14 protein-coding genes and 1 CRISPR repeat array are annotated in these 25,196 nt (G+C 66.6%); of the genes, 3 read left to right on the top strand and 11 right to left on the bottom strand.

All coding sequences use genetic code 11. The features are described 5' to 3' along the window. Nucleotide 1: 1 nt before the first annotated feature. From KBC94_RS03700 to cas1f, 8 genes are all read right to left on the bottom strand, one after another. Nucleotides 2-385 carry a PIN domain-containing protein gene (locus KBC94_RS03700; RefSeq protein ID WP_294366417.1) on the bottom strand — a complete coding sequence of 128 codons (384 nt, stop codon included), beginning with the start codon at nucleotides 383-385 and terminating at the stop codon, nucleotides 2-4. After that, entirely contained in the window at nucleotides 382-588 is a 207-nt protein-coding gene (locus KBC94_RS03695; protein ID WP_294366415.1) for a type II toxin-antitoxin system VapB family antitoxin, read from the bottom strand. Before KBC94_RS03695 ends, KBC94_RS03700 begins: the two co-directional genes overlap by 4 nt. Nucleotides 589-778: 190 nt before the next feature. Continuing rightward, nucleotides 779-6,637: direct repeats of the CRISPR family, unit length 28 nt; unit sequence TTTCTGAGCTGCCTATTCGGCAGCGAAC. A gap of 130 nt (nucleotides 6,638-6,767) precedes the next feature. Beyond that, entirely contained in the window at nucleotides 6,768-7,343 is a 576-nt protein-coding gene (gene cas6f, locus KBC94_RS03690; protein ID WP_294366413.1) for a type I-F CRISPR-associated endoribonuclease Cas6/Csy4, read from the bottom strand. Nucleotides 7,344-7,356: 13 nt separating this feature from the next. After that, the gene (gene csy3, locus KBC94_RS03685; protein WP_294366412.1) at nucleotides 7,357-8,379 is read right to left on the bottom strand and encodes a type I-F CRISPR-associated protein Csy3; all 1,023 of its coding nucleotides are present in this window, start codon (nucleotides 8,377-8,379) and stop codon (nucleotides 7,357-7,359) included. A 56-nt stretch (nucleotides 8,380-8,435) separates the two neighbouring features. After that, the gene (gene csy2, locus KBC94_RS03680; protein ID WP_294366410.1) at nucleotides 8,436-9,539 is read right to left on the bottom strand and encodes a type I-F CRISPR-associated protein Csy2; all 1,104 of its coding nucleotides are present in this window, start codon (nucleotides 9,537-9,539) and stop codon (nucleotides 8,436-8,438) included. Further along, complete coding sequence (gene csy1, locus KBC94_RS03675) at nucleotides 9,536-10,909, bottom strand: type I-F CRISPR-associated protein Csy1 (RefSeq protein WP_294366409.1); 1,374 nt, start codon at nucleotides 10,907-10,909, stop codon at nucleotides 9,536-9,538. The genes csy2 and csy1 overlap by 4 nt, the downstream gene beginning before the upstream one ends. 114 nt (nucleotides 10,910-11,023) lie before the next feature. Continuing rightward, nucleotides 11,024-14,536, bottom strand: coding sequence for a type I-F CRISPR-associated helicase Cas3f (gene cas3f / locus KBC94_RS03670; protein ID WP_294366407.1), 3,513 nt, complete (start codon nucleotides 14,534-14,536; stop codon nucleotides 11,024-11,026). Continuing rightward, nucleotides 14,533-15,540: a type I-F CRISPR-associated endonuclease Cas1f gene (gene cas1f, locus KBC94_RS03665; protein ID WP_294366405.1), complete on the bottom strand. Its 1,008-nt coding sequence runs from the start codon at nucleotides 15,538-15,540 to the stop codon at nucleotides 14,533-14,535. Before cas1f ends, cas3f begins: the two co-directional genes overlap by 4 nt. A 151-nt stretch (nucleotides 15,541-15,691) precedes the next feature. On the opposite strand from cas1f, the gene KBC94_RS03660 reads away from it, so the two are divergent. Then, nucleotides 15,692-15,982, top strand: a complete 291-nt coding sequence (locus KBC94_RS03660) for a nucleotidyltransferase family protein (RefSeq protein WP_294366404.1) — start codon at nucleotides 15,692-15,694, stop codon at nucleotides 15,980-15,982. A gap of 119 nt (nucleotides 15,983-16,101) precedes the next feature. On the opposite strand, the gene uvrA is transcribed toward KBC94_RS03660, so the two are convergent. Continuing rightward, nucleotides 16,102-19,164 (bottom strand): excinuclease ABC subunit UvrA, encoded by a 3,063-nt coding sequence (gene uvrA, locus KBC94_RS03655; RefSeq protein ID WP_294366402.1) that lies wholly within the window; start codon nucleotides 19,162-19,164, stop codon nucleotides 16,102-16,104. A gap of 51 nt (nucleotides 19,165-19,215) precedes the next feature. Further along, nucleotides 19,216-20,688 carry a chloride channel protein gene (locus tag KBC94_RS03650; protein WP_294366401.1) on the bottom strand — a complete coding sequence of 491 codons (1,473 nt, stop codon included), beginning with the start codon at nucleotides 20,686-20,688 and terminating at the stop codon, nucleotides 19,216-19,218. Nucleotides 20,689-20,857: 169 nt separating this feature from the next. Here KBC94_RS03650 and ssb point away from each other — a divergent pair, with 169 nt between their 5' ends. Further along, complete coding sequence (ssb, locus tag KBC94_RS03645) at nucleotides 20,858-21,439, top strand: single-stranded DNA-binding protein (protein ID WP_294366399.1); 582 nt, start codon at nucleotides 20,858-20,860, stop codon at nucleotides 21,437-21,439. 165 nt (nucleotides 21,440-21,604) lie between these two features. On the opposite strand, the gene KBC94_RS03640 is transcribed toward ssb, so the two are convergent. Further along, nucleotides 21,605-22,504 (bottom strand): NUDIX hydrolase, encoded by a 900-nt coding sequence (locus KBC94_RS03640; protein WP_294366397.1) that lies wholly within the window; start codon nucleotides 22,502-22,504, stop codon nucleotides 21,605-21,607. Between the two features lie 205 nt (nucleotides 22,505-22,709). Here KBC94_RS03640 and glgX point away from each other — a divergent pair, with 205 nt between their 5' ends. Then, a complete protein-coding gene (gene glgX, locus KBC94_RS03635; protein ID WP_294366396.1) occupies nucleotides 22,710-24,851 on the top strand; it encodes a glycogen debranching protein GlgX in 2,142 nt (713 codons plus the stop codon). The last annotated feature ends 345 nt before the right edge of the window (nucleotides 24,852-25,196 follow it).

The raw sequence follows: 25,196 nt of genomic DNA, 5'->3' as shown, positions 1-25,196 counted from the left end.
GTCAGTGCACCGCAGGCTGATGCGCGACGCCCAGACGCGTTGCCAACTCGTTCAGCCGGCGGTCCAGTGTCCACATCACCGCACCCGGGGTCAGCAAGGTCGAGGCGAGCAGGCTGAGATCCACAAGACCACAGCCCTGGCCGTAGAGCGATTCGCGCTCGATGAAGGCCATGACCTCTCGCCAGTCGGCTGCAGCCGCATGAGGCAACAGACCCAGGTCCTTCAGGGTTCGTTGCCGAGGCGCGGGCGGTGTGCCACAGGCCAGCTCCAGCAGCACCATGGGGTGTGTGAGCACGCCGTCGAGCGCCAGCACGCGCATCAGTTCTTCATTGCTTCGGCGGAAGTGGTCGATCCACACGGAGGTGTCGACCAGGATGCGCCTCATGTCCCCTGCGGCAGCGTCCGCTGCCGAGGCACGTCCTGCATGTCCGGCTGCGTGCCGCCCAGGGCAGCCAGACGCTTTGCCGCCTGAACCCGGACGAACGTCTTCACCGCCTCGCGGAACAGGTCCGACTTCTCCATGCCGGGATCGGCCATCTCTAAAGCCTGTTCGTAGAGTTCGTCGTCGATGGTGACGGTGGTGCGCATAGGAGCTCCTGGTTCCTTCGTCATCAATTTTGATGCAAATGTGCATCGTTTGGAGCATCAAGCCACGTTGATGCGTTCTGCACCGGCAGTACCGTCTGCACGGCAGCAACCGCTTTCGTGCCGCGCTGGCTGACCCGCGTCGCGCGCCACCACGGGCTTGGGCGTGGGGTATGGGCGTGCTCGCGCTCATTTTTTGTACGACCTCTTCGGCAGCGAAGTCGCCGTGGCTCCATCGACGTGAAGGGGATTTTCTGAGCTGCCTATTCGGCAGCGAACGGCACTGGCCAGCGCATCTTCGGCGGCGGCTTTTTCTGATCTGCCTATTCGGCAGCGAACTCGACCCGCCAATTTCTTTGGTGTCTGTTGATTTTCTGAGCTGCCTATTCGGCAGCGAACATGAAGACCACGAGCCGACGGGCCCATTGATATTTCTGAGCTGCCTATTCGGCAGCGAACCCCTGGCTCGACCAGCCGCGCACGCCGCGCCATTTCTGAGCTGCCTATTCGGCAGCGAACCAGGCCTTCGCTCTATGAGGCCATGGAGACGGTTTTCTGAGCTGCCTATTCGGCAGCGAACTGCACGGTCATCGTCGTGGAGGGGGAGATCAATTTCTGAGCTGCCTATTCGGCAGCGAACTTGGAGATCAAGCGCGCCATCGCCGACTTCGATTTCTGAGCTGCCTATTCGGCAGCGAACCGTGCGGCCCGCTGTTCAGGGGCCCCGGTGCATTTCTGAGCTGCCTATTCGGCAGCGAACATGGTCCACATGCTCAAGGCCTGCCCCTACCATTTCTGAGCTGCCTATTCGGCAGCGAACCTGCGACGTCGGATCGGTGCGCACCAGCGGCATTTCTGAGCTGCCTATTCGGCAGCGAACAGCTGTACCGAAAACGCACTGTGATCCTGCGCTTTCTGAGCTGCCTATTCGGCAGCGAACAGCAAATCATGCTCGGGCTGGCGGATAGCGGTTTTCTGAGCTGCCTATTCGGCAGCGAACGCAGCATCAGATGCATCAGCAGCAGGGCATGATTTCTGAGCTGCCTATTCGGCAGCGAACCTGGAGCTTGGCGTCTTGTAGTTCCGCAACAATTTCTGAGCTGCCTATTCGGCAGCGAACATGGCCCCAACGCGCTGGCGCCGGGGGAGCATTTTCTGAGCTGCCTATTCGGCAGCGAACGTGCCAACGGCGGGCGTGCCCGTGTACCAGATTTTCTGAGCTGCCTATTCGGCAGCGAACCGCAGACGTGAACACCTTCCCCGTCGTGTTTATTTCTGAGCTGCCTATTCGGCAGCGAACTTCACGCCGGTGCCGGTGCCGGTGCCGACTTGCACGGTATTTCTGAGCTGCCTATTCGGCAGCGAACCATGACCCACGGCCGCAAGCCCCGCCGGCCACTTTCTGAGCTGCCTATTCGGCAGCGAACCGCGCAGCCCGCTCTTCGGCCGCTGCGGGGATTTTCTGAGCTGCCTATTCGGCAGCGAACATAGTTGCGCAGCGGCTCGTCCTCGTGCCATGTTTCTGAGCTGCCTATTCGGCAGCGAACATCAACGACGGCGGCCCGGCCTTCCCCATGCATTTCTGAGCTGCCTATTCGGCAGCGAACGAGATCCGCGCGCAGCACCTGAACGTGTGGAGTTTCTGAGCTGCCTATTCGGCAGCGAACACATTCGTGAGAATCCTCTCCACCCCATCAACTTTCTGAGCTGCCTATTCGGCAGCGAACAGCTGCTGCGCCACGTAGTCCTGCCCGTTGTCTTTCTGAGCTGCCTATTCGGCAGCGAACCCCTCTACAAAGCCCCCGGACGCAATGCTGCATTTCTGAGCTGCCTATTCGGCAGCGAACTACTCGCCGTTAAGAGCGGGTTGAGCCCCGTTTTTCTGAGCTGCCTATTCGGCAGCGAACGATTTCTAGACCCCGAGGCGAGATCGTGAGTGTTTCTGAGCTGCCTATTCGGCAGCGAACTCCTGTACTCTGCGCTCAGCGCCGACGCACAATTTCTGAGCTGCCTATTCGGCAGCGAACGCGGCGCCTACCTGAGCGACGCCTACCTGAGCTTTCTGAGCTGCCTATTCGGCAGCGAACCCGTCTCCGACATTGCTAGTATCTAATGGTGATTTCTGAGCTGCCTATTCGGCAGCGAACCGACCGACGGACTGCACTGGGACCCTGCGACATTTCTGAGCTGCCTATTCGGCAGCGAACCGCGAGCGGCGCGCGCTGACGCAAGCCTATGCTTTCTGAGCTGCCTATTCGGCAGCGAACGCGATCCGGGGCATGGATGACGCCATGCCGAATTTCTGAGCTGCCTATTCGGCAGCGAACCATCTCCTCGGGTGTGCTGACCGACTCCAACCTTTCTGAGCTGCCTATTCGGCAGCGAACAAGCCCGCAGAGCCCACGCAAGCCGAGCGCCTTTTCTGAGCTGCCTATTCGGCAGCGAACCGGCCGGCTCCCGCTTTGCTGCGGCCCCAGCGTTTCTGAGCTGCCTATTCGGCAGCGAACGAGCATCCCGTGCAGACTTCTGCACAACGCCTTTTCTGAGCTGCCTATTCGGCAGCGAACTTCTACATCCTGCTGGCGGTCTACGTGCTGGATTTCTGAGCTGCCTATTCGGCAGCGAACGATGCCTATGCGGCGGGCATGGGTGACCCGCTTTTCTGATCTGCCTATTCGGCAGCGAACTACTGGCGGAAACTGCCATTCTGGACCGGTCATTTCTGAGCTGCCTATTCGGCAGCGAACGGGGTATTTACCCGGCGTGATGCGAAGCCCCATTTCTGAGCTGCCTATTCGGCAGCGAACGTATCAACCCGGCCGGAAAAGCATCCTTGTGCATTTCTGAGCTGCCTATTCGGCAGCGAACTCGAAGCGGTTGACCCCTCCCCCGCCCTCGTTTTTCTGAGCTGCCTATTCGGCAGCGAACGTCTTCGGATTGATCCATGGTCATTGGCTCCATTTCTGAGCTGCCTATTCGGCAGCGAACGGAAGTCAAAGCGGAATTCTTCTGTTGGCGTGTTTCTGAGCTGCCTATTCGGCAGCGAACCCGCGCAGCGATGGCGCGGATGGGCGTCGATTTTTCTGAGCTGCCTATTCGGCAGCGAACACCTCGACGGCTTACCAGTTCATGCGCGTGACTTTCTGAGCTGCCTATTCGGCAGCGAACCCCGAGACGGTGTTCAACCTCATCCAGCTCAATTTCTGAGCTGCCTATTCGGCAGCGAACAATCCGGAGTCGGTGTAGGCGTTGCCGGTCTTTTTCTGAGCTGCCTATTCGGCAGCGAACCAGGCCCAGTACACCGACAACTGGGGCGAGCTTTTCTGAGCTGCCTATTCGGCAGCGAACGTGGAGGCCCAGTGATGCCCCGCCTCTCTGACTTTTCTGAGCTGCCTATTCGGCAGCGAACTATGTGACGTGGCCCATCGGCGCGCGCTTCCATTTCTGAGCTGCCTATTCGGCAGCGAACGTCGCCAGCGCGCGGGTAACGCGGCGCACGTCTTTCTGAGCTGCCTATTCGGCAGCGAACGGGTCGGCACCAGGCTGGCCCGCGCCTGCACCTTTCTGAGCTGCCTATTCGGCAGCGAACGCCTGCTCCCTGCAAAAGACCTTTTTGTCTCCTTTCTGAGCTGCCTATTCGGCAGCGAACCAGGAGAAATCATGGAAGCATTTCAGATCGGTTTTCTGAGCTGCCTATTCGGCAGCGAACGTTCCCGACGCAGACCTGATTGAAAGCGTGGTTTTCTGAGCTGCCTATTCGGCAGCGAACGCACGAATGCTCGTCGCCGTTCAGCGCGCACATTTCTGAGCTGCCTATTCGGCAGCGAACTTGGATTCTTCCTGTGGTGCAGGGGAGGTGGGATTTCTGAGCTGCCTATTCGGCAGCGAACGGCCCAGTCCATGGGCTCTTCACCGCGGGCGATTTCTGAGCTGCCTATTCGGCAGCGAACTCAGCGCCATGGCGTCGGGCGCGCGCGGCATATTTCTGAGCTGCCTATTCGGCAGCGAACGATCGCTTGGGGCAAAGGCCCTGATCGGGGCGTTTCTGAGCTGCCTATTCGGCAGCGAACCTTCTGTCTCGTTCGCAATTGGGTTCCAGCCTTTTCTGAGCTGCCTATTCGGCAGCGAACGACGCAGAGGAGCGCCGGAAGGTGCTGGATGATTTCTGAGCTGCCTATTCGGCAGCGAACATCCATTCCTGCCGAAAGCGAGTCGTGGATCTTTTCTGAGCTGCCTATTCGGCAGCGAACTCATCGCGGACAACGGGCAGTTGTGCTTGTTTTTTCTGAGCTGCCTATTCGGCAGCGAACACGTGGTTCATTGCTTACCTTTCGGTGGTTGATTTCTGAGCTGCCTATTCGGCAGCGAACGCGGCCGTGCGGCCGGCGCGGGGGGCTGTTGATTTCTGAGCTGCCTATTTGGCAGCGAACATGTGCGCGAGCCGGCTGTCCAACATCCAGATTTTCTGAGCTGCCTATTCGGCAGCGAACTACATCGGCAATGCGACAGACACGTCGGGGATTTTCTGAGCTGCCTATTCGGCAGCGAACGTCCTATGTCGTGGACGCGGCGGATCTCGTGTTTTCTGAGCTGCCTATTCGGCAGCGAACGGGCGGCGAGGCGCATAGCGGAGCAGCCTGATTTTCTGAGCTGCCTATTCGGCAGCGAACAGATCAGCCGCGCCACGCAGACATCCGTCGAATTTCTGAGCTGCCTATTCGGCAGCGAACTCTTCAGGCTGCAAGCTCGATGCTGCGGGTGATTTTCTGAGCTGCCTATTCGGCAGCGAACGCCCAGGCGTTCAACACCGAGATTTCCCCGCTTTTCTGAGCTGCCTATTCGGCAGCGAACCTGGATGTACTGTGGAGCAGTGCTTTGCTTCTTTTCTGAGCTGCCTATTCGGCAGCGAACTCAGTGCTACGGCCATCGCGGGAAAGCCGGTTTTTCTGAGCTGCCTATTCGGCAGCGAACTTTCCCGCCGCGTCCAGGACCAAGTCCCACGCTTTCTGAGCTGCCTATTCGGCAGCGAACACGTCCACGACTGGGCCAACGAGCTTCTTCCATTTCTGAGCTGCCTATTCGGCAGCGAACGAAGACGGAAACCTCCCCTTGGGAAAGGATGTTTTTCTGAGCTGCCTATTCGGCAGCGAACAGCCAGAGCGCGCGCCTGGTCAGCACCACGCCTTTCTGAGCTGCCTATTCGGCAGCGAACTGGGCCAGCCCACGGAAGAGCGCAGCCAGTACTTTCTGAGCTGCCTATTCGGCAGCGAACCGCGAGGTTTCGCGGAATTGCGGGGATCGGATTTTCTGAGCTGCCTATTCGGCAGCGAACGCCTACTGGAAGGGCGAGAACGCCCAGCTGCTTTTCTGAGCTGCCTATTCGGCAGCGAACTTGACCACCACCTGGGTGATGGTGCTGCTGGTTTTCTGAGCTGCCTATTCGGCAGCGAACTTCAGGAGGTCTTCGCGCGCAGTGCCATACCGTTTCTGAGCTGCCTATTCGGCAGCGAACGCCGCCATGCGCGGCGCGGTGTCGATGGCATATTTCTGAGCTGCCTATTCGGCAGCGAACCCGTTTCTGCTCGCTTTCCTGCGCCAACTCCATTTCTGAGCTGCCTATTCGGCAGCGAACCCGCGAACCGACCCACCAAGACACTCTGGCCGTTTCTGAGCTGCCTATTCGGCAGCGAACTCTGCCCCTCCAGGGGATGGTTGTTGCGGAACTTTCTGAGCTGCCTATTCGGCAGCGAACAATGACATGCCGGGCTTCAGTACGGTGCCCTTTTTCTGAGCTGCCTATTCGGCAGCGAACTGAGGGTGCGCTTTGCCCACTCGGGTGAGACATTTCTGAGCTGCCTATTCGGCAGCGAACTTGTCGGGCCAGATCCGGGCGGCCACTTCCTTTTTCTGAGCTGCCTATTCGGCAGCGAACGGCAAGTTCACGCGCGACGTTGTGATTCGATATTTCTGAGCTGCCTATTCGGCAGCGAACAGATCCAGCGTCGCGCCATGGCCACCGGCGCCTTTCTGAGCTGCCTATTCGGCAGCGAACTAGCCCCAAAGGTCCGCAAGCACTTGATTGTTAACGAACTTTTGCCCTCCAAGCACGAACACCCCTCGCGCGGGGGTGCTCCCTAAGTGCTTGATCCGTCAGGCGCCGGATGGCACCCCGGAAAAAAGGGTCAGAACCACGGCACCGTGGCGCCGTGACTCAAGCCGTAGGCATTGAAAGCGCCGGGCACGGGCTCCTCCTGCGGCGGGCCGTGCTCGATGCACAGGCAGAACGGCTGGCCGGTGGTGCTGCTGCGCAGTTGCACAAAGGGCAGGTCGGGCCGGCGTTCCACACTGTCGGGGATGGCCGCTGCGGCCTGCTCCGCCGTCTCGCCATGGCGCTGCATGCGGCGGCGGCGCAGCCGGTCGACGTTGGTCTTGAACTGGCGCCGCCGCACCGTTCGATGCGGGGCATCGGCGGGGGCCGGCCGCAATTCGGTGCAGAGAATGTGATCGCGCATGCCGGTGAGCCAGTCTTGCGCCATTAGGCGCTCCAATGCTTCGGGCGTGGCGTGCAGGCGCAGCACGTCGCCCAACGTGCGGCGGCCTGCAGGCTGGCTCACGTGCTGCGGGTAGCTCACGCCGATGTCGCTGGCCTTCACTCGCACCAATGCCCGGTGGAGCTTCGCCACAAGAGCACCCATAAGGTGCGCCTGGCTGAACTCCGGATCGGGCCGCAGGGCGATGTCGATGTAGTGCGTGGTCATGGCGCCTCGCGCGTCAGCTCGCATCGCCGAACACGCCGCCACGGACGAGCACGGCCATGACGAAGTGCTGCTGCTCCACCGGCGGCACCTGGTCCTTCAGCAGCCAGTTGTCCAGCAGCGTGTAGAAGTCCAGCTTCTGCTTGGGCTGGCGATAGGCCTTGCCCTGGGTGGTGACGGAGCCGTAGGGCTCTATCGCGATGGGACCCAGTTCGTCGGCGCCTTCGTACCAGGTGTCGATGGTGCGGATGGCGTTGCCGATCTTTTGCGAGTGGATGGCGGCGACGCCGCTGACGCGATAGAGCGTCTTGCTCTTGCCGGCACTGCCCTTGTCCAGGATCAGCTCCTGCGAGGGGAACACCTCCTGCCCCTCGCCCTGGCGCACATAGGCGGTCACCCGCAGCAGGACATGGGCCGAACCCGCCAGGCCGGACGCGATGACCTGCGCGAGTTCGTCGAGCCCGCTTGCACCGTCGCCTGTGCCGAGGGCTCGCATGCTGAGCGCCAGCGCATTGAAAGACCATGTCTTTGCCGCTTGGCCGTCCTGCATCTGCTCCACGATCACGTCCACCTGTTCGGCCCCGACGCGGTTGCGCCACAGGAAGCGGCCATTGGCCAGATTGGCCGCATAGCGCCGGGCCAGTTCGCCGAATCCCTGTTGCTGGACATAGCCCTGCACCGTGGCACGCAGCTTGGCCTGATATGCCGCACTGTTGCAGACCGACGGGGAGCCCGCGCCACCGAGCACACGCAGCGTGAACTGCACCTTCAAGGTATCCGCCTCGGGCGGCAGCGCGGCCACGTCCACGGTCTGCAGGTTGGGGTTCTCGATGGCGGCGTCGAGCTTGGCCGGGTCCTGATCCTTGGTCTTGAGGCGGTTGCTGATGGTGCCGCGCACGGACTTGGGCTGGATGGTGACGGCCGGCCAGGCATGCGACCCGGCGCGGTCTTCCCAGCGGCCGGCGTGGAACACGGCGTCGGAGGGGTCCAGCTTGCGCTCGAAGGCCAGGACGGAAGCGGTGGTGAGTTTGTCGGTCATGGTGTCGATCCTTCAGAAGTTCATCGGGTGTTGAACGCGAATGCGGGGCTGCCCGCTCAGGTGTAGTCGTAGGCTTCGGCGTCGTCCCACTCGGGTGGGGTGCCGTCCGGAGGGCCGTCGCTGCCGTCGGTCTGCGCCGATGGGCCTTGCGACGGCGTGGACTGGTAACCGCTTCGGCAGCGGTACAGCCCCAAGGCCTCGTCGGCCTCGGCATGCCACAGCAGTTGTTTCAGGTGGGTCAGCCGGTGGGGGCCGATCCATTCGCCCAGCGCATAGACCGACTCCACGAAGCGCAGAGGCACGGCCACGTCCCGCGCATGGCGCACGGTGCCAGCAGCGTGGACCTGCGACGTGAGTGCGGCGTAGCCGACGGGGATCGGAACCACCCAGCCGCTGCCTTTCTTGCGCTGCGGATCGCCCCATCGCACCTTGCCGTCGGGCACTGGCGTGCCGTCTGCGGCCGGCAAGGGCTCATGGTTGAACCGGGCGGCGTGAAGCCAGGCGTCGAGCAAGCCGGCGTCGGGCTGCGTGGCACGCAGATGCTCCAGGCGCTCGGCCAGCAGATCGTCGCGCCCCACCAGGGCAAAGCCGGGCAACCATTGCCGGCGCCACTCGCGGAAGGCCTTTTCGGCTTGTTCTGGATCTTCGGGAACGAGGGCCATCCACGGCCGCACGCGCTTGCCGGGCACGGGCCGCGAGGGCAGCACACTGCCGCCCGCCACCCGCATGCCGGCCAGTGTGTCGCCGGCCACGCGCGCCCACTCGGCCAGTTGCGCGTCGTTGCCCTGGACAAGGGCGTGGGGCACGCCGGGCGCAGCCTTCTGCGAGACAGACAGCACCAGCGTGAGCTGCAGGTGCATGCGGCCTTCTTCCACGATGGCGGCCGTGCTGCCGTCCTTGTCCACCGGGTTCCGCGTGAGGTTGAAGCTGCGCACATAACCCTGCGTGACCTGCTCCTGATGGGCATGGCAGACCACGCCCACGTCGTGCAGGCGCAGCGGAACACCGGCTTGCGCCAGCTTGCGCTCCAGCGCCCACATCAGGCCGGTGAAGGCGGTGATGGAGGGAAAGCCGTGCGTCAGCGGACTGGCGATGGCGTTGGCGTTCTGGATGCGCAGGTGGGGAAGAACGAGGATGGCTTGGGGTGGGGGGAGGCTCATGGGTTTTGCTCCCGCAGTGCCATCAGCTCTTCGTGCGTCTTGCGGATGGGGATGTAGTGCGGCGCATCCAGCTTGTCACGCAGCTCGCGCAACTGCTGCTTGAAGCCGTCTCCGTCGGTGAGCAGTTCCTTCTTCCACTCGCGCGCTTCGGCGTCGCCCACGGGCAGCTTGCCGCGGAGTTGATCGTTGAGCCAGGTCGCGAAGGATTTGCCGATGGCGGACGGCCAGTCCATCCAGAGCCAGTCCCGGGCGAACTGCGCTTCTTCGGGGCGCTCCGCCCGCAAGGGGTCCAGCCAGAGCTTTTGCTCGTAGTCCAGCTTTGCGAAGCGCTCGTCGTCGCAGGTCCATCCCGGCGGGAGCAGTTGCTGAAGCTCCGCGGCCAGTGCGACCAGTTCGTCCAGCAGCGTGTCCAGCAGGGCTTCGCGGCGTTGGCGAGTGGCCAGGTTGGCTTCGGGCTCGGATTCCAGGAACTGCCGCAGCGCCCGCAGGGTGCGGCGCACTTCCGGCCGGGCGATGAAGAGCCGGTCGAACACCGATTCCGCGTGGACGGGCATGCGCACAGCGCTGGCCTCCCACCGCGGGGGCAGGGACGAGAGCAGGTAGTTCATGCCCCGCCGTTCGCTGTTGAGCTGGCTGATGTTCTGCGGCTTGGTGCCGCCCATGTTCTGCACGGCCAGTCCGGGATAGTCGTGAAAGACGCCGTCGTGCGCCTTTTGCTCTCGCCGGGCCTGACGGGCCGCCTTGTTGGCGTCGCCAAAGCGGTCTTCCTGCACCTGGGCGTGCACCGCATGGGCCAGCGAGGTGGCGTACAGGGGAGCCAGCAGGGTGTAGTCGGCTTCGGCGCAGGCGTCGCTGCCCGTCAGCCAGTACAGCTGCTTAGCCAGCGTGTGGCTGCTTGGGCCTTCGGCGCGCGGCTGGGTAAGCGACACGAAGGCATCGCGCAGAGCCTGGGCTTGCGCCGGGTCTGCGTGCAGCGCAGCCATGGCTTCAGCGTCCTGTGCGAGCAGTGCGGCGAGCAGGCTGCGCCCGTTCACTTCCAGCTTGAGCAGCTTATAGACATCCAGCGCCGCAGCGTTGCCGACCACGTCGCCGACGAACTGCTGGCCCAGCGCGTGGCTGCCCAGTTCCGCCAGGCTGGGCAAAGCCGACGGCTCCACGTAGAGGTTAGTGCCCCGCGCGTCGGGGTGGATGGGCTTGAGGGAGTGGGTGACGGCCTGGATCTGCGCGACGCGCCGTGCCGCGTCGGCAAGCCAGACAGTCGGCTCATGCTGCGCGAGCACCTCGGCCCTCCTTGGATCGTCGTCGGCCAGCTTGTCCAGCTTGGCACTCAGGCGCTCGGAAATGAACGCGCCGATTCGGTCCTTCCACATACGAAGCTTCTCCTCATGAAGTTAGTCATCTACGCACATTGCCGAACTGGACGAAGCCGTCCAGACGGCGGTGATGGCCGTCACACCCCTTCAGTCGAACCCGGCCTGAGTTCCTCATCGCTTCACCGCGAAGCCCAGCGCCTCATGAAACAGCCAGCCGTCGCGGGCGCGCGGCAGGCTGGCCGTCGCGTAGCGTTGCGCGCACCGCTGCAGTGACAGTCCCTGCGCCTGCGCCAGGGCAGCCAGTTCATCCATCAGGTCCACGCGCGGCCATGGCGACACGCTGGCCGACGCCAGCCGTGATGGCGGCACCAGGTGGCACAGGCTCTCGTGCACTGGCACATAGAGCGTGTCGCCGCGGCCGTCGCCGTCCTGCACGCGGTGCAGCCGCAGCGCCTCCTCTTCTTCATCCGGCAACAGCACCACGTCGTCACGGCGCTGGGGGTCGTAGCGGAAGCGCTGGAACTGCGGCAGCAGGCCGGTGAGCCACAGGGCACGGGGTGCTTCCGGCTCCGATTCATGCCAGTGCAGGTACGCCGCATGGGTGGACGTGGCGCTGCCCTGCTGTCTGGGCAGCAGGCAGTCGTGCATGCGCGCATGCTCCAGATCGATCAGGCGGCGCGCCGGGTACAGCTTGCCGGGTGGCAGAACGATGCGCGGCTGCGCGTCGACTCGCCAGGGCGCGGTATCCGCACGCTCCCGGCCCAGCAGGTCATGCAGGTCGTGCGTCTTGAGCTGGAAGGGTGCATGCGCAGCTTCGAAGCCGGGCTTGCAATAGGCCGGTTGAGCGGGCCTTTCATAGTGCCGCAGGTTGCTGCCGAGCACAGCCATGTTGGCACCGCCCACCGCGCCTGACCGATGCCGCCGCACGCGCCCGGCAAGCTGGATCAGCGAGCGCATGGACGAGGGATCGACTACGGCCCAGTCGTAGTCATGGTCGCGCCCGACTTCTGTCACCGGGCTGCCCAGCACGACGAAGAGGTGATCGGGCTCGGGGTGCGCGTCGATGAGGGCGCGCAACGCCGGACGCTGCAGCGCCGGATCGGCACCACCCTGCCCGCCCCGGCGGTCGAGCAGGGTGTCGAGTTGCTGCTCGATGGCCGAGCGCAGCAGCAAAGGAAACTGCGAGTGGTACACGCACAGGTGGATGCGCACGCCAGAGCTGGGCGCGCCCAGCGCATACATGGCCAACGCCACGTCGTACAGCGGGGCGATGTTGGCCATGCGGATCAGGCCCAGGCTGATGCGCTTGCCACTGGCCGCGTCGAGGCTGTGGTTGCCGGGTTGCTGGTGCAGCTGCCAGGCCTGCGCGAGCACCAGACGGGCGAAGTCCTCGCGGCGCTCGGGTTCGGTCAGGCCGGGCCAGGTATCGGGCAAGGCAGCGATGCGCGCCAGGCGCCGCACCTGTGCCTCCTTCAGCTTGGTCACGCGTCTGGCCGTGTACTGGTTGTGGGCCTGGCGAAAGGCCGCGCCATCGGCGCAGTCCTGCGCAGCCTGATTGAACTCGTCGATCCACAGACAGCACGGGTTGACGGGCTCGGCAGGACGCTCGCTGCGATGGCGCTGGTACACCGCACGCCCGGCGCGGTAGGCCATGAACAGGCCCTCCACCAGCGCCGGTGGCAAGGTGGCGGACGACAGCAACACGCGGCTGCCCAGCAGGCCCGCCCAGTGCACCAGCCGGGTGAGCGCGGGCAGGTCGGCCATGTCGAAGTCGTCGGGCTCGTCCAGCACCAGGTCGCCCGTGAGCAGGCGCAGCATGGGCGCAATCTGCCGCCCGCCGCGCAGGCTTTCGGTGGCCGGGGTGAGGTGGTCGACGGTGCACACCAGCACCGGCGCGGCGATCAGCGCGCGAGCCTTGGCGTCGTCGGTCAGGCGCTGCAGCAGGGGATGCTGATCGTTGCCCTCGTAGAGCACGATGCCGGTTTCGTCCAGCAGCTCCTGGCTCGATGCCGAGCCGGTGGCTTCGGCCTGCTGCTCCCGGTATTCGAACAGGGCGCGGCTCGCAGCACCTCCCACCTGGATGGCCAGTTGTTCCTCGCTCAGGCCCAGATCTTTCTGGAAGCTGCGCCCCGTCTGCAGCGTGAGGGTGCGCAGGCCGATGGCGAACGCGCAGCGCATGCCGGTGCCCGGGTCTGCCAGCGCATTCATCACGCGGGCGTTGCCCAGCGTCTTGCCGCTGCCGGTGGACGCCATGTTGACGATGAAGGCACCCTGCTGGGCTGCCCGCTGGCGCACGCCGAGCGCCAGATCCGTGGCCTTGTCCTGCCAGGCAAAGCGCGGATCGGCATTGCGCTTTCGCAGCAGCTTGTGGTTCTTGAGTGCGGGCAGGTTGTCGGCCAGGCTGGGCAGGGCGCGGGCGATCAGCGTGGCATGGGCCTGTACACCCAGCAGGTGTTCGTCCAGCGTCTGATTGAACACGGGACCCTTGCGGGCTTCAGGCGCGGCAGCCCGGCCGTCGGTCGGCCGGGACCCACCCAGCGTGTTGGCGTACAGCGGGTAGCCCGTACTGCGATACGGCCGCCGCCGGGCCTCGTCGCTGATGCTGGAGTAATGGTGGTCGGCCAGCATGAGGCACAGGCGCGAGACGTGCATGGCGAAGGGGTCATGCAGCACCGGCGCGTTCAACGCACCGACCGACAGCGCGAGCAGCTTGCGCGCATAGCGGGCCGCCTGCGTGCGCCAGGCCTTTGTGGCAACCGGCAGACCGTGCGGAAAGCGCCAATGGCTTTGTTTGGTTGCATCGTCAGCAAGCTCTCGCGGCTCGTTCCAATCGGCGCAGATGCGGGCGAGCACCCCGTCGAGCTCGCTGGCGTTAAGGAAGGTGGGACGCGCGCCGAACCGGCGCCAGCGGGCAGCGAGCCCATCGACGCCATCCTCGCCCTCATCCCCGTCGGACGCTTTGACGGGCATGCAGGGCAGGCGGTGGTGAGTGAACACAAGCCAAGCGACCGCCTGGGCCAGCGGTGCGTGGGCCAGCGCGGCGAAAGGCAGGTTGTTGGCTGCGGCGGGCACGTCCAGCTCATCGCGCAACAGCCGGCCGGCCTGATGGTCCAGCCACTGCGCCTCGAAGGCGCCCGCATCCGTCTCTGCGTCGGCGCAAGCGGCAAGCCGCTGCAGCCAGCCCGCGTCATCGTCGTGCCCCACGAAGGCCTGGAACAACCGCACCGACACCCACTCATGGCGGTAGTGGTTACGCTCGCGAAGGCCCGGATTGCGCAGCCGCGCCTGAAAGGCCTGCGTGGCCTTGCCCAGATCGTGCATCAGCGCGGCCAGGGCCGACAGGGCAGTCATCAGGGGCAGGTGGTGCCAGGCGTTCTCGTCGCGCAGGCGCAGCACGTTGCGCGCGGTGGTGTTGGTCGGCACCGCGCCCTCCGCGTTGAAGCGGCCACGGTCACCGACGATCCAGAGCAGTTCGCTGTGGTCCAGGCCGCGGATCCAGTGGCAGGCCACTGCGGTGTTCTTGCGGGCCGTCTTGCGCAGCAGGCGGCGCAGGGTGTCCAGCCCCTCCTGCGTGATGGGCGTCTGCCAGGTGCGGTCGCCGCGGCGCTCGGCAAACTGGTCGAGGATGCGGCGGGTTTCGGTCAGCGCGCGCTTGTCGCACTGCGCGATCAGCAGCACGTTCATGCCGCGCTGCCTTCGTCGGCAGGGCGCGCCTGCGCGAGTCGGCCCGTCCGCTCGGCGACGGCCTTGACGGTGTCGATCATGAAGTCCAGCGCCTCGCTGCGCGTCAGGCTCTCGATGCAGGCACGGCGAAAGTCCTGCTCCCCATCGCCACGCACCGCTGCAATGAAGGCCAGGGGCAGGATGGTGGCGTCCTTGACCAGGTCGGCCACGTCGAACACCAGCCCGCCGCGGCGCGTCTTGCCATGAAGAACGGCCAGCCCATGCGGCAGACCCAGCACCCAGGTGGCCGTCGCGCCAAGGCCGTAGGCGAGGTAGTTGCCGTGGTCGAGAAAGCGGTTGGCCGCATCGGTGCTTTCGCCGCGCTTGGCGCGGGTGAACTCACCGTAGCGCGTGGCCTGCGCGGCCAGCTTGAACAGGTGCTTGCTGAGGCGCGCCTCTTCGGTCAGCAGATGCACGTTGTCCGGCGCGGCGTCGATGCCGCGCAGCGCGGCGTTCAGCGCAGCCTCCAGCACGGGGGCCTCGATGGCAAACCCGGCGTCCTTCAACAGCCTGCTCTTGAGCCACTGCGCATGGATTCGTTGGAGCCGTGCGCGCTGGAAAGCCTTGGCGGCGGCAAGCCGCAGCGCGTCGTCGAACCAGAAGCGCACCCAATGCTGCAGGTACTCGGTGGGCCGGTACTCGCTCTGCGGCGTGAGCCACGCGACCTCCACGTCGACCTCGTTGGCACTGAACAAGGGCGTGCCGCCGCCTCCGCAGAAGCCCACCAGCACCCCCGCCTTCGCCAGCTCGCGCATCGCGGCCTGCGTGATGGACGTACCCGTCCCCAGCAGGAGCGTCGTGGTGTTGGCGATCGGGATGTTCCAGTAGAGCTGGCGCTTGCCCTCTTCGGTCACATACTCGACGCGGCCACCGTTCACCAGGACCCGGCAATGCTCCAGGTAATACAGGTTGGCCCGCTTGGAGTGCAGGATCGCCTTGAGGTCGGAGGGGCTGAAGTCATCCATGAGGGGCAGCGCAGGTGGGGGTGGCGGCCATTCTGGGCCGGCCGATGCGGCTGAGCTACCTCCATTTGTCAATTGAATGCTCTGTTGAGAAGGGCGCGCACCTGAGACGTGGCCACAATAAGCGGCCAGGTCAGGAGTCCCCCCACCCGCCATGAAACCCTCGACGCTGTTTCAACAAAAGCGATCAGCCATCCGCGCCGTGACGAGCAGGCACCGCGTCGCCAATCCTCGCGTGTTCGGCTCCGTGCTGCATGGCGATGATCAAGAGGGCAGCGATCTCGACCTGCTTGTCGATCCGCTTCCGGACACCACCATGTTCGACATCGGCGGGCTAAGAGGCGATCTGGAAGAACTGCTCGGGATCAAGGTCGACGTGCTCACGCCGGATGCTCTTCCGGACAAATTCCGCGCCGCCGTGCTGGCTGAGGCGGAGCCGGTATGACGCAAGCCCCACGGGTCAGAGACGTCCGGTCGCGCACGGCTGAGAGGTCCTGAGCACGTAGACCCGTTTGCAGGGGGTCGCCAGCCTGCGAGCACTTGCTCGAGGCCGACTGCCCCGCCCTACAACAACCGCTTCAAATACCGCCCCGTGTGGCTCGCCTCGCAGGCCGCCACATCCTCCGGCGTACCCGCCACCACCACCTGCCCGCCGCCCGCGCCGCCTTCGGGGCCCATGTCGATGACCCAGTCGGCGGTCTTGATGACGTCGAGGTTGTGCTCGATGACGACGATGGTGTTGCCCGCGTCGCGCAGCTGGTGCAGCACCTTCAGCAGCAGCTCGATGTCGGCGAAGTGCAGGCCGGTGGTGGGCTCGTCCAGGATGTAGAGCGTGCGGCCGGTGTCGCGCTTGGACAGCTCCAGCGCCAGCTTGACGCGCTGGGCCTCGCCGCCCGAGAGCGTGGTCGCGCTCTGACCCAGCTTGATGTAGCTCAGGCCCACGTCCAGCAGCGTGCGCAGCTTGCGCTCGATGGTGGGCACGGCCTGGAGGAACGCGTGCGCGTCCTCCACCGTCATCTCGAGGATCTGCGCGATGTTGCGGCCCTTGTACTGCACCTCCAGCGTCTCGCGGTTGTAGCGCTGGCCGTGGCAGACCTCGCAGGGCACGTACACGTCGGGCAGGAAGTGCATTTCCACCTTCACGACGCCGTCGCCCTGGCAGGCCTCGCAGCGGCCGCCCGCCACGTTGAAGCTGAAGCGGCCCGGGCCGTAGCCGCGCTCCTTGGCGGTGTTGGTCTCGGCCATCAGCTCGCGGATGGGGGTGAACAGGCCCGTGTAGGTGGCCGGGTTGCTGCGCGGCGTGCGGCCGATGGGCGACTGGTCGACGTTGATGACCTTGTCGAAGTACTCGATGCCCTCGATGGCCTCGTGCGGCGCGGGCTCGTCGTGCGAGCGGTACAGCGTGCGCGCCACGGCCGCATAGAGCGTGTCGTTGACCAGCGTGGACTTGCCCGAGCCCGACACGCCCGTCACGCAGGTGAGCAGGCCCACGGGGAAGGCGGCGCTCACGTTCCTGAGGCTGTTGCCGGTGGCGCCCAGCACGCGGATTTCCTGCAGCGCGCCCTGCGTGAGCAGGTGCTGGGCCTCGCGCTCGGCACGGCGCTCGGCCGCGGGACTGAGCGGAAAGCGCGAGGGCTTCTTCTTCGTCTCGGCCGGCGCGGGCGCGGCGGCCACCACGGGCAGGCGCGGCGTGCGGCGCGCCGGCACCTCGATGCGGCGCGTGCCGCTCAGGTACTGGCCAGTGAGCGACTGGGGGTTGTCCGCCACCTGCTGGTGCGTGCCCTGGGCCATGACCTCGCCACCATGGATGCCGGCGCCGGGGCCCATGTCGATCACGTGGTCGGCGGCGCGGATCATGTCCTCGTCGTGCTCGACCACGATCACGCTGTTGCCGATGTCGCGCAGGTGTTGCAGCGTGCCGATCAGCCGGTCGTTGTCGCGCTGGTGCAGGCCGATGCTGGGCTCGTCCAGCACGTACATCACGCCCGTGAGGCCCGAGCCGATCTGGCTGGCCAGGCGGATGCGCTGGGCCTCGCCGCCCGACAGCGTCTCGGCGCTGCGGTCCAGGCTCAGGTAGTTGAGGCCCACGTCGTTGAGGAACTTGAGCCGCAGGCCGATTTCGCGCACCACCTTGTCGGCGATGTCGGCCTTGCTGCCCTGCAGTTTGAGCTGCTCGAAGTAGGCGAGGCTGTCGCGCAGCGTGAGGTGGCTCAGCGCATGAATGGAGCGCTCGGTGGGCGGCTCGGCCGACTGGTCCACCAGGAAGACGTTGCGCGCCTCCACCCGCAGGCGCGAGCCGCCGCAGTCGGGGCAGGGCTGCAGGCTGCGAAAGCGCGCCAGGTCGTCGCGCACCATGGCCGAGTCGGTCTCGCGGTAGCGCCGCGCCATGTTCGGGATGATCCCCTCGAAGGGATGCTTCTTCGTGACCTTCTTGCCCGCGAAGTTGCCCGACTCCATGGTGTAGCTGAACTTGATCTCCTCGCCGGCCGAGCCGTGGAGCAGCACCTGCTGGACCGAGGCCGGCAGCGACTCGAAGGCCGTGTCCAGGTCGAACTTGTAGTGCTTGGCCACGCTCTCCAGCATGCTGAAGTAGTAGCCGTTGCGGCGGTCCCAGCCCTTGATGGCGCCGCTGGCCAGGCTCAGCGACGGGAAGGCCACCACCCGCGCCGGATCGAAGAACTCGCGGTGGCCCAGGCCATCGCAGCTCGGGCAGGCGCCCACCGGCGAGTTGAAGGAGAAGAGGCGCGGCTCCAGCTCGGTGATCGAGTAGTGGCACAGCGGGCAGGCGAACTTGGCGTTGAAGAGGTGTTCCTTCTCTTCCTTGCCCTCGCCGCCCAGCTCGAGCGCGATGGCGCGGCCCTCGGCCAGGCGCAGCGCGGCCTCGAAGCTTTCGGCCAGGCGCTGCTGCATGTCGGGCCGCGCGCGCAGGCGGTCGATCACCACGTCGATGTCGTGCTTCTCGGTCTTCTTGAGGGCGGGCAGCTCGCTGTATTCGTAGACCTGGCCATCGACGCGGAAGCGCACATAGCCCTGGGCCTGCATCTCGGCGAAGAGTTCGAGGAACTCGCCCTTCTTCTCGCGCGCGACCGGCGCCAGGATCATCAATCGCGGTTCGTCAGGAATGGCCAGCACCGCATCCACCATCTGCGACACGGTCTGCGCCTGCAGCGGCAGGTGATGGTCGGGGCAGTAGGGCGTGCCGGCGCGGGCGAACAAGAGGCGCAGGTAGTCGTGGATCTCCGTCACCGTGCCCACGGTGGAGCGCGGGTTGTGGCTGGTGGCCTTCTGCTCGATGCTGATGGCGGGCGACAGGCCCTCGATCAGGTCGACGTCGGGCTTGTCCATCAGCTGCAAAAACTGCCGGGCATAGGCCGAGAGGCTCTCGACGTAGCGGCGCTGGCCCTCGGCATACAGCGTGTCGAAGGCCAGGCTGGACTTGCCCGAGCCCGACAGCCCGGTGATCACCACCAGCTGGTTGCGCGGGATATCGAGGTCGACGTTCTTGAGGTTGTGGGTGCGCGCACCGCGGATGCTGATGCGCTGCTGGGCCAGCAGGCGGCCCAGGTAGGCGCTGTCGGCCGCGGCCGGGGCGGAGTCGTCGAAGGCGTCGTCGTGGGGGGCGGTCACAGGCGGGCGGTTCGTGCAGGGCAACCGGGCATGATAGACCGCGCGGGGTTGTCAGCGCTCCGGCGCGGATTGCGGCCCGGCTGGCGGCGGGGGCTCCGGCGTGGGCTCCGACGCAGACGCAGACGCCGGTGCGGCGCCAGCGGCCGGCGGCTCGGCGTCGGCTTCGGTTGGGGGCTCGGTGGCGACCGGCTCCACCGGGGGCGGCACCGGCTGGGGTCGCACCACCGCCGCCACCATGTGCTCGGCCAGGGCCTCGTACAGAGGCCGGCTGATCATGCGCGAGACCAGGCTGGCCAGCATGGCGCTGGCCATCAGGCTCAGCACCATGGCGTGGCCGTCCACCATCTCCATCACGATGATGAAGGCCGTCAGCGGCGCCTGCGTCACCGCGGCCAGGAAACCGGCCATGCCCATGGCGATGAGGGCCGGCCCCAGGCCATGGCTCGTGACCGAGGCCACCGCGTCGCCGATGCCGGCGCCGATGGACAGCGAGGGCGCGAAGATGCCGCCGGGCACGCCGCTCCAGGCCGTGATCCAGGTGGCGATGAACTTGAGCAGGGTGTAGACCGGCGTCAGCTGGTCGTGGCCTTCCAGCATCAGCTTGACCGCCTCGGAGCCGGCGCCAAAGGTGGCACCGCCCGAGGCGAGGCCCATCGCCGCCACCAGCAGACCGCAAGACGCCGCGAAACGCACCGGCGCCCGCGCGCGCAGCCGGGTGAGGCGCTGCGGCGCATTGGTGAGCGAGGCGATCATCAGCCGCGAGAACACGCCGCCCGCCACGCCGCAGGCCAGGGCCACGCCCAGCCCGGGACCGGCGATGTCCCAGCCCAGCCGCGGCACCTGGATCCGGCCGAAGTAGCTGAGGTTGCCAAAGGCCGACACGGCCACCAGACCAGCCAGCACGATGGCGGCGATCACCACGCCGCTCGCACGCGCCTCCAGCCGGCCGGCCAGTTCCTCGATGGCGAAGACCACGCCCGCCAGTGGCGCATTGAACGCCGCGGCGATGCCGGCCGCTCCGCCCGCCACCAGCAGCGCCCGCGCGTCGATGGTGGTGCGCGGCGACAGCCAGCGCCGCGCATGCTGCATGACGCCGGCCGCCACCTGCACCGAGGGGCCCTCTCGCCCCACCGACAGCCCGGCCGCAAAGCTGGCCGTGCCCAGGACGATCTTGCCCAGCGTGAGCCGCAGCGAGACGAAGCGGCTGCGCCCGGCCGGCGGCAGCTCGTCGTCGAGCGCGGCCTTGACCTGCGGAATGCCCGACCCAGAAGCCGACGGGAACCAGCGCCGGGTGACGGCCACGATGCCGGCCGTGGCCAGCGGCGTCCAGATCAGCACCGCCCAGGGCTGCGCGTGGTAGAGGCGCTCGAACAGGCCGAAGGCCCATTCGGCCGCCAGCGTGAAACCCACCACGAAGAGGCCGGCCAGCACCGCATAGCCCAGCACGATGGCGCGGTCGAACCACATGCGGAAGCTGGAGAACTCGGCGCGCAGGTTCTGGAGGAAGTCGGGTTCGCCATTCATGGAGCGGCCCATTCTCTCTGCTCGGTCGCGGCCGGCCGCCTGAGCGCAGAAGTTCACGGCCGCCGGGGCCTGCGCCGGCGTCCGGGCGAGGCACATCGGGCACAATGGCCGGCTCGTTTTTTTCCGCAACCTTCCTCTTTTTCCACTCATCAGGGGCAGCGAACACACCATGGCAAGCGTCAACAAAGTCATCCTCGTCGGCAACCTCGGCCGCGATCCCGAAACCCGCACCTTCCCCAGTGGCGACCAGGTCTGCAACGTGACGCTGGCCACCACCGACCGCTGGAAGGACAAGCAGTCCGGCGAGATGCGCGAAGCCACCGAGTGGCACCGCCTGGTGTTCAACGGCCGCCTGGCCGAGATCGCCGCGCAGTACCTGCGCAAGGGCTCGCAGATCTACGTCGAAGGTGCCATCCGCACCCGCAAGTACACCGACAAGGACGGCGTCGAGAAGTACGCCACCGACATCCGCGTCGACCAGATGCAGATGCTGGGCAGCCGCCAGGGCATGGGCGGCCCCGGTGGCGGCCCCGGTGGCGGCGGCGGTGGCGACGACGAGTACGGCATGGGCGGTGGTGGCGGCGGCGGTGGTGGTGGCTACGGCGGCGGCAATGGGGGTGGCGGCGGTGGCGGCTATGCCCCGCGCGCGGCCGCAGCACCCCGCGCACCCGCCCCGCGTCCGGCCCCGGCGCCCGCGCCCTCGCGCGCGCCCACGGGCTTCGACGACATGGACGACGACATCCCCTTCTGATCGCGCGGGGACGGCGCCGGCCGGCACAGGCTGGCGCATCGAAGCCCACGCATGACAAGGCCCGCGGCTCCTTCATCGGAGGCGCGGGCCTTGTCGCATTTCGGGGCACCCGGAGAGCCGGATGCCGAGCCGCCATCGCGGCGTCGGGGCGTGCTGCTCAGGCTCTCAGGCCCAGAAGCCGTCGATGCCGCCCTCAGGCTCGAAGCGCCCCGGCCCCTTGACGAACAGCCGCAGCGGCCCGGGCATGGCGCGCTCGGGCACGTCGTGCGCCGGGTCCCCGGGATAGGCCATGGCCTTCCCGCCGCCGGGCATGTCCATCACATGCGGCCGCACGCAGTAGGGGCCGCGCTCGCGGGTGGCTTCCATGAGGCCCGCCAGGTCGCCCTGAGCACTCGCATGCGCCAGGTGCACCAGACTCATGATCTGCGGCGGCGCCAGCGCCATGCGGCCGTCCCAGTACTGCTGCAGGGCCTCGCGCGGCGACAGCCAGGCGCTGGCGACGGCCTCGTGGTCGTCGTGCTCGGCGATCTGGCCCAGCGGCAGCGCGGCGATGAAGAAGCGGGTGTCGAAGCGCCGGCCCTGGAAGGAGACCGAACGCTCCGGCGTGATCCAGCGCGAAAAGGGATGCAGCGACAAGAGCTGCGGCTGCAGCCCGGCCTCGGCCATCGCGGCGTCCAGCCGCAGGCCGTCGTCGCACAGCGCATGCACCCGCGCCACCCAGGCCGCCGGCGTGGCGCCGCTGGCGCCATGCGCGAAGAGCACGCCGCATTCCTCGAACACCTCGCGCAGGGCCGCCATGTGCAGCGCCAGCGCGACCGAGGCAGGCAGTTCCGGCTCGGCCAGGCGGAAGGGCAGGGCCTGCGGGTCGGCGTCGGGGGCGACCTCGGGATGGGCATCGGCCAGGTCGACCTTGCCGCCCGGAAACACCCAGGCGCCGCCCAGCACCGAGGAGCGGTCGTGCCGCCGCACCATGAACACTTCCAGCCCGCCCGGCCCGTCGCGCAGCAGCAGCACGCTGGCGGCGGCTTCGATGGGCAGGACAGGCGGCGTGGAGGGCGGCGTCATCGGAGGGTTCCTGAACCCGCCCCGTCGGCGGAGCGGCAGCAGCCATTGTGCCGGCCGGGCCTGCCTGTGGCGTCCTACAGGCGACATGCTGCACCGCAGCTAGGCTGACGGCCTCGCCTCGAAGCGCACCGGCTGGCGGTCGCCAGTCCTCCCCTGTGGGGGCACAACGCTCGGGCCATGTCGCATGCTTGAAGGAGCCCCCACCATGTCTCTCGAAGTCCGGGAAGGCCTGCCACATCCCCTGGGCGCCACGTTCACCGGCGACGGCGTCAACTTCGCTGTCTTTTCCGCCCACGCCACGCGCGTGGAGGTCTGCATCTACGACGAGGCCGGCCAGAACGAGACCGGCCGCGTCACCCTCCCCGAATACACCGACGAAGTCTGGCATGGCTTCGTGCCCGGCCTGCTGCCCGGCGCCCGCTACGGCCTGCGCGTGCACGGCCCCTACGAGCCCGAGAACGGGCACCGCTTCAACCCCAACAAGCTGCTGCTCGACCCCTATGCCAAGGCGCACATGGGCGAGCTCAAGTGGGCGCCCGAGATCTTCGGCTACACCGTGGGCCACGAGGACGGCGACCTGAGCTTCGACGAGCGAGACAGCGCGCCCTTCGTGCCCAAGTGCGTGGTGGTGGACTCGCGCTTCGAATGGAAGCAGCCGCGTGCACCGCGTGTGCCGTGGGAGCGCACCATCGTCTACGAGACCCATGTGCGCGGCCACACCATGCGCCACCCCGCCGTGCCCGAGCACCTGCGCGGTACCTTCGCCGGCCTGGCCAACGACGAGGTGATGCGCCACATGCGCGAGCTGGGCGTGACCAGCGTGGAGCTGCTGCCGGTGCAGCGCTTCATCACCCAGTCCTTCCTCGAGGAGAAGGACCTGCGCAACTACTGGGGCTACGACACCATCGGCTTCTTCGCGCTGGAGCCGCGCTACCTGAGCGAGCCTTCCATCGACGAGTTCAAGGGCATGGTCGACCTGCTGCACGGCCAGGGCCTGGAAGTGATCATGGACGTGGTCTACAACCACACGCCCGAGGGCAACGAGCTGGGCCCCACGCTGAGCTTCAAGGGCATCGACAACGCCAGCTACTACCGCCTGATGCCCGGTGGCGACGGCGGCCCCGGCCCGCGCTACTACATCAACGACACCGGCACCGGCAACACGCTCAACCTCAGTCATCCGCGCGTGCTGCAGATGGTGACGGACAGTCTGCGCTACTGGGTCACCGAAATGCATGTCGACGGCTTCCGCTTCGACCTGGCGACCATCCTGGCGCGCGAACCCTACGGCTTCGACGAGGGCCACGGCTTTTTGGACAGCTGCCGGCAGGACCCGGTGCTCAGCAGCGTGAAGCTGATCGCCGAGCCCTGGGACTGCGGCCCGGGCGGCTACCAGGTGGGCGGATTTCCACCCGGCTGGGCGGAATGGAACGACCGCTTCCGCGACACCGTGCGCGCCTTCTGGAAGGGCGACGAGGGCATGGTGGCCGACCTGGCCGGCTGCATTACGGCCAGCGCCGACCGCTTCAACCGGCGTGGGCGCCGGCCGTGGGCGAGCGTCAACTTCCTGACGGCGCACGACGGCTTCACGCTGGCCGACCTGGTCAGCTACAACGACAAGCACAACGACGCCAACGGCGAGGGCAACCGCGACGGCCATTCGGACAACCGCAGCTGGAACTGCGGTGCCGAGGGGCCGACCGACGACGAGGCCGTGCTGACACTGCGGGCCCGCCAGCAGCGCAACATGCTGGCCACGCTGCTGCTGTCGCAGGGCACGCCGATGGTGCTGGCCGGCGACGAGTTCGGCCGCACGCAGCAGGGCAACAACAACGCCTACTGCCAGGACAACGAAATCTCCTGGTTCGACTGGGAGGGCATCGACGACCGGGGCCGCTCGCTGATCGCCTTCTTCAAGCGGCTCACGCACCTGCGCCAGACGCTGCCGGTGCTGCGGCGCAACCGCTTCCTGACCGGTGCCTTCGACGAGGAGCTGCAGGTCAAGGACGTGACCTGGCTGTCGTGCGACGGCTCCGAGATGGACTCCAGCCACTGGGACGATTCGCGCACACGCTGCTTCGGCATGCTGCTGGAAGGCCACGCCCGCGCCACCGCCATCGCGCGCCGCAGCCTGGACCGCAGTGTGCTGCTGGTCTTCAACGCCTGGGAAGATGCGCTGGACTTCAAGCTGCCCGAGCATGGCGAGGGCACGCAGTGGACGCTGGCGGTGGACACGGCGCATGACGTCGATCCGCAGGCACCGGTGGATCAGGTCGGCGCTGCGTTCGAGGCAGGGCAGACGTATACGGTGACGGCGCGGTCGATGATCGTGATGGTGGCGGGCTGAGGCGTTCAGGCGTCCGGGTTCCTGGGCCTCGGTGCCTGTGTACCTGGGTCCTGGGGTGGTCGCGCTTTCGGGACACTGAGGCGCATTGCCTGTGGGGGCGCGCGCCGGCGCCGGGCCCAGGGCGCGCGGGCTCATACGGGGTCGGTCGGCCCTGTGGGCCGACTCCGCTGCGGTGCTCGGACGAACGGGCCGCGGCAGAACTCGCTACGCGCTTCGCGCTGCGCTCAAACAACTGCCGCGAGTCAGTTCACGAAGCAGGCCTGTCCTTCGGCAGGCCTGCAGCCCGTCCATCCTGCGCGCCTCGCCGACCCCGAAATCGCCCTCGCGCCCTGGGCCCGGCGCCGG

Origin of the sequence: Pseudacidovorax sp. (assembly GCF_017991995.1) — a bacterium.
GTDB lineage: Bacteria > Pseudomonadota > Gammaproteobacteria > Burkholderiales > Burkholderiaceae_C > Xenophilus.
The sequence above is the reverse complement of the archived record's forward strand: the minus strand, read 5'-3'. Positions and strand labels throughout refer to the sequence as shown.

Bases quoted from the DNA above. Each gene is read 5' to 3' on its own strand.
- KBC94_RS03700 (WP_294366417.1), bottom strand. From the start codon at position 385: ATGAGGCGCATCCTGGTCGACACCTCCGTGTGGATCGACCACTTCCGC.
- KBC94_RS03660 (WP_294366404.1), top strand. From the start codon at position 15,692: ATGAAACCCTCGACGCTGTTTCAACAAAAGCGATCAGCCATCCGCGCC.
- ssb (WP_294366399.1), top strand. From the start codon at position 20,858: ATGGCAAGCGTCAACAAAGTCATCCTCGTCGGCAACCTCGGCCGCGAT.
- csy2 (WP_294366410.1), bottom strand. From the start codon at position 9,539: ATGAGCCTCCCCCCACCCCAAGCCATCCTCGTTCTTCCCCACCTGCGC.
- csy1 (WP_294366409.1), bottom strand. From the start codon at position 10,909: ATGTGGAAGGACCGAATCGGCGCGTTCATTTCCGAGCGCCTGAGTGCC.
- KBC94_RS03695 (WP_294366415.1), bottom strand. From the start codon at position 588: ATGCGCACCACCGTCACCATCGACGACGAACTCTACGAACAGGCTTTA.
- KBC94_RS03640 (WP_294366397.1), bottom strand. From the start codon at position 22,504: ATGACGCCGCCCTCCACGCCGCCTGTCCTGCCCATCGAAGCCGCCGCC.
- cas1f (WP_294366405.1), bottom strand. From the start codon at position 15,540: ATGGATGACTTCAGCCCCTCCGACCTCAAGGCGATCCTGCACTCCAAG.
- cas6f (WP_294366413.1), bottom strand. From the start codon at position 7,343: ATGACCACGCACTACATCGACATCGCCCTGCGGCCCGATCCGGAGTTC.
- KBC94_RS03650 (WP_294366401.1), bottom strand. From the start codon at position 20,688: ATGAATGGCGAACCCGACTTCCTCCAGAACCTGCGCGCCGAGTTCTCC.
- glgX (WP_294366396.1), top strand. From the start codon at position 22,710: ATGTCTCTCGAAGTCCGGGAAGGCCTGCCACATCCCCTGGGCGCCACG.
- cas3f (WP_294366407.1), bottom strand. From the start codon at position 14,536: ATGAACGTGCTGCTGATCGCGCAGTGCGACAAGCGCGCGCTGACCGAA.
- csy3 (WP_294366412.1), bottom strand. From the start codon at position 8,379: ATGACCGACAAACTCACCACCGCTTCCGTCCTGGCCTTCGAGCGCAAG.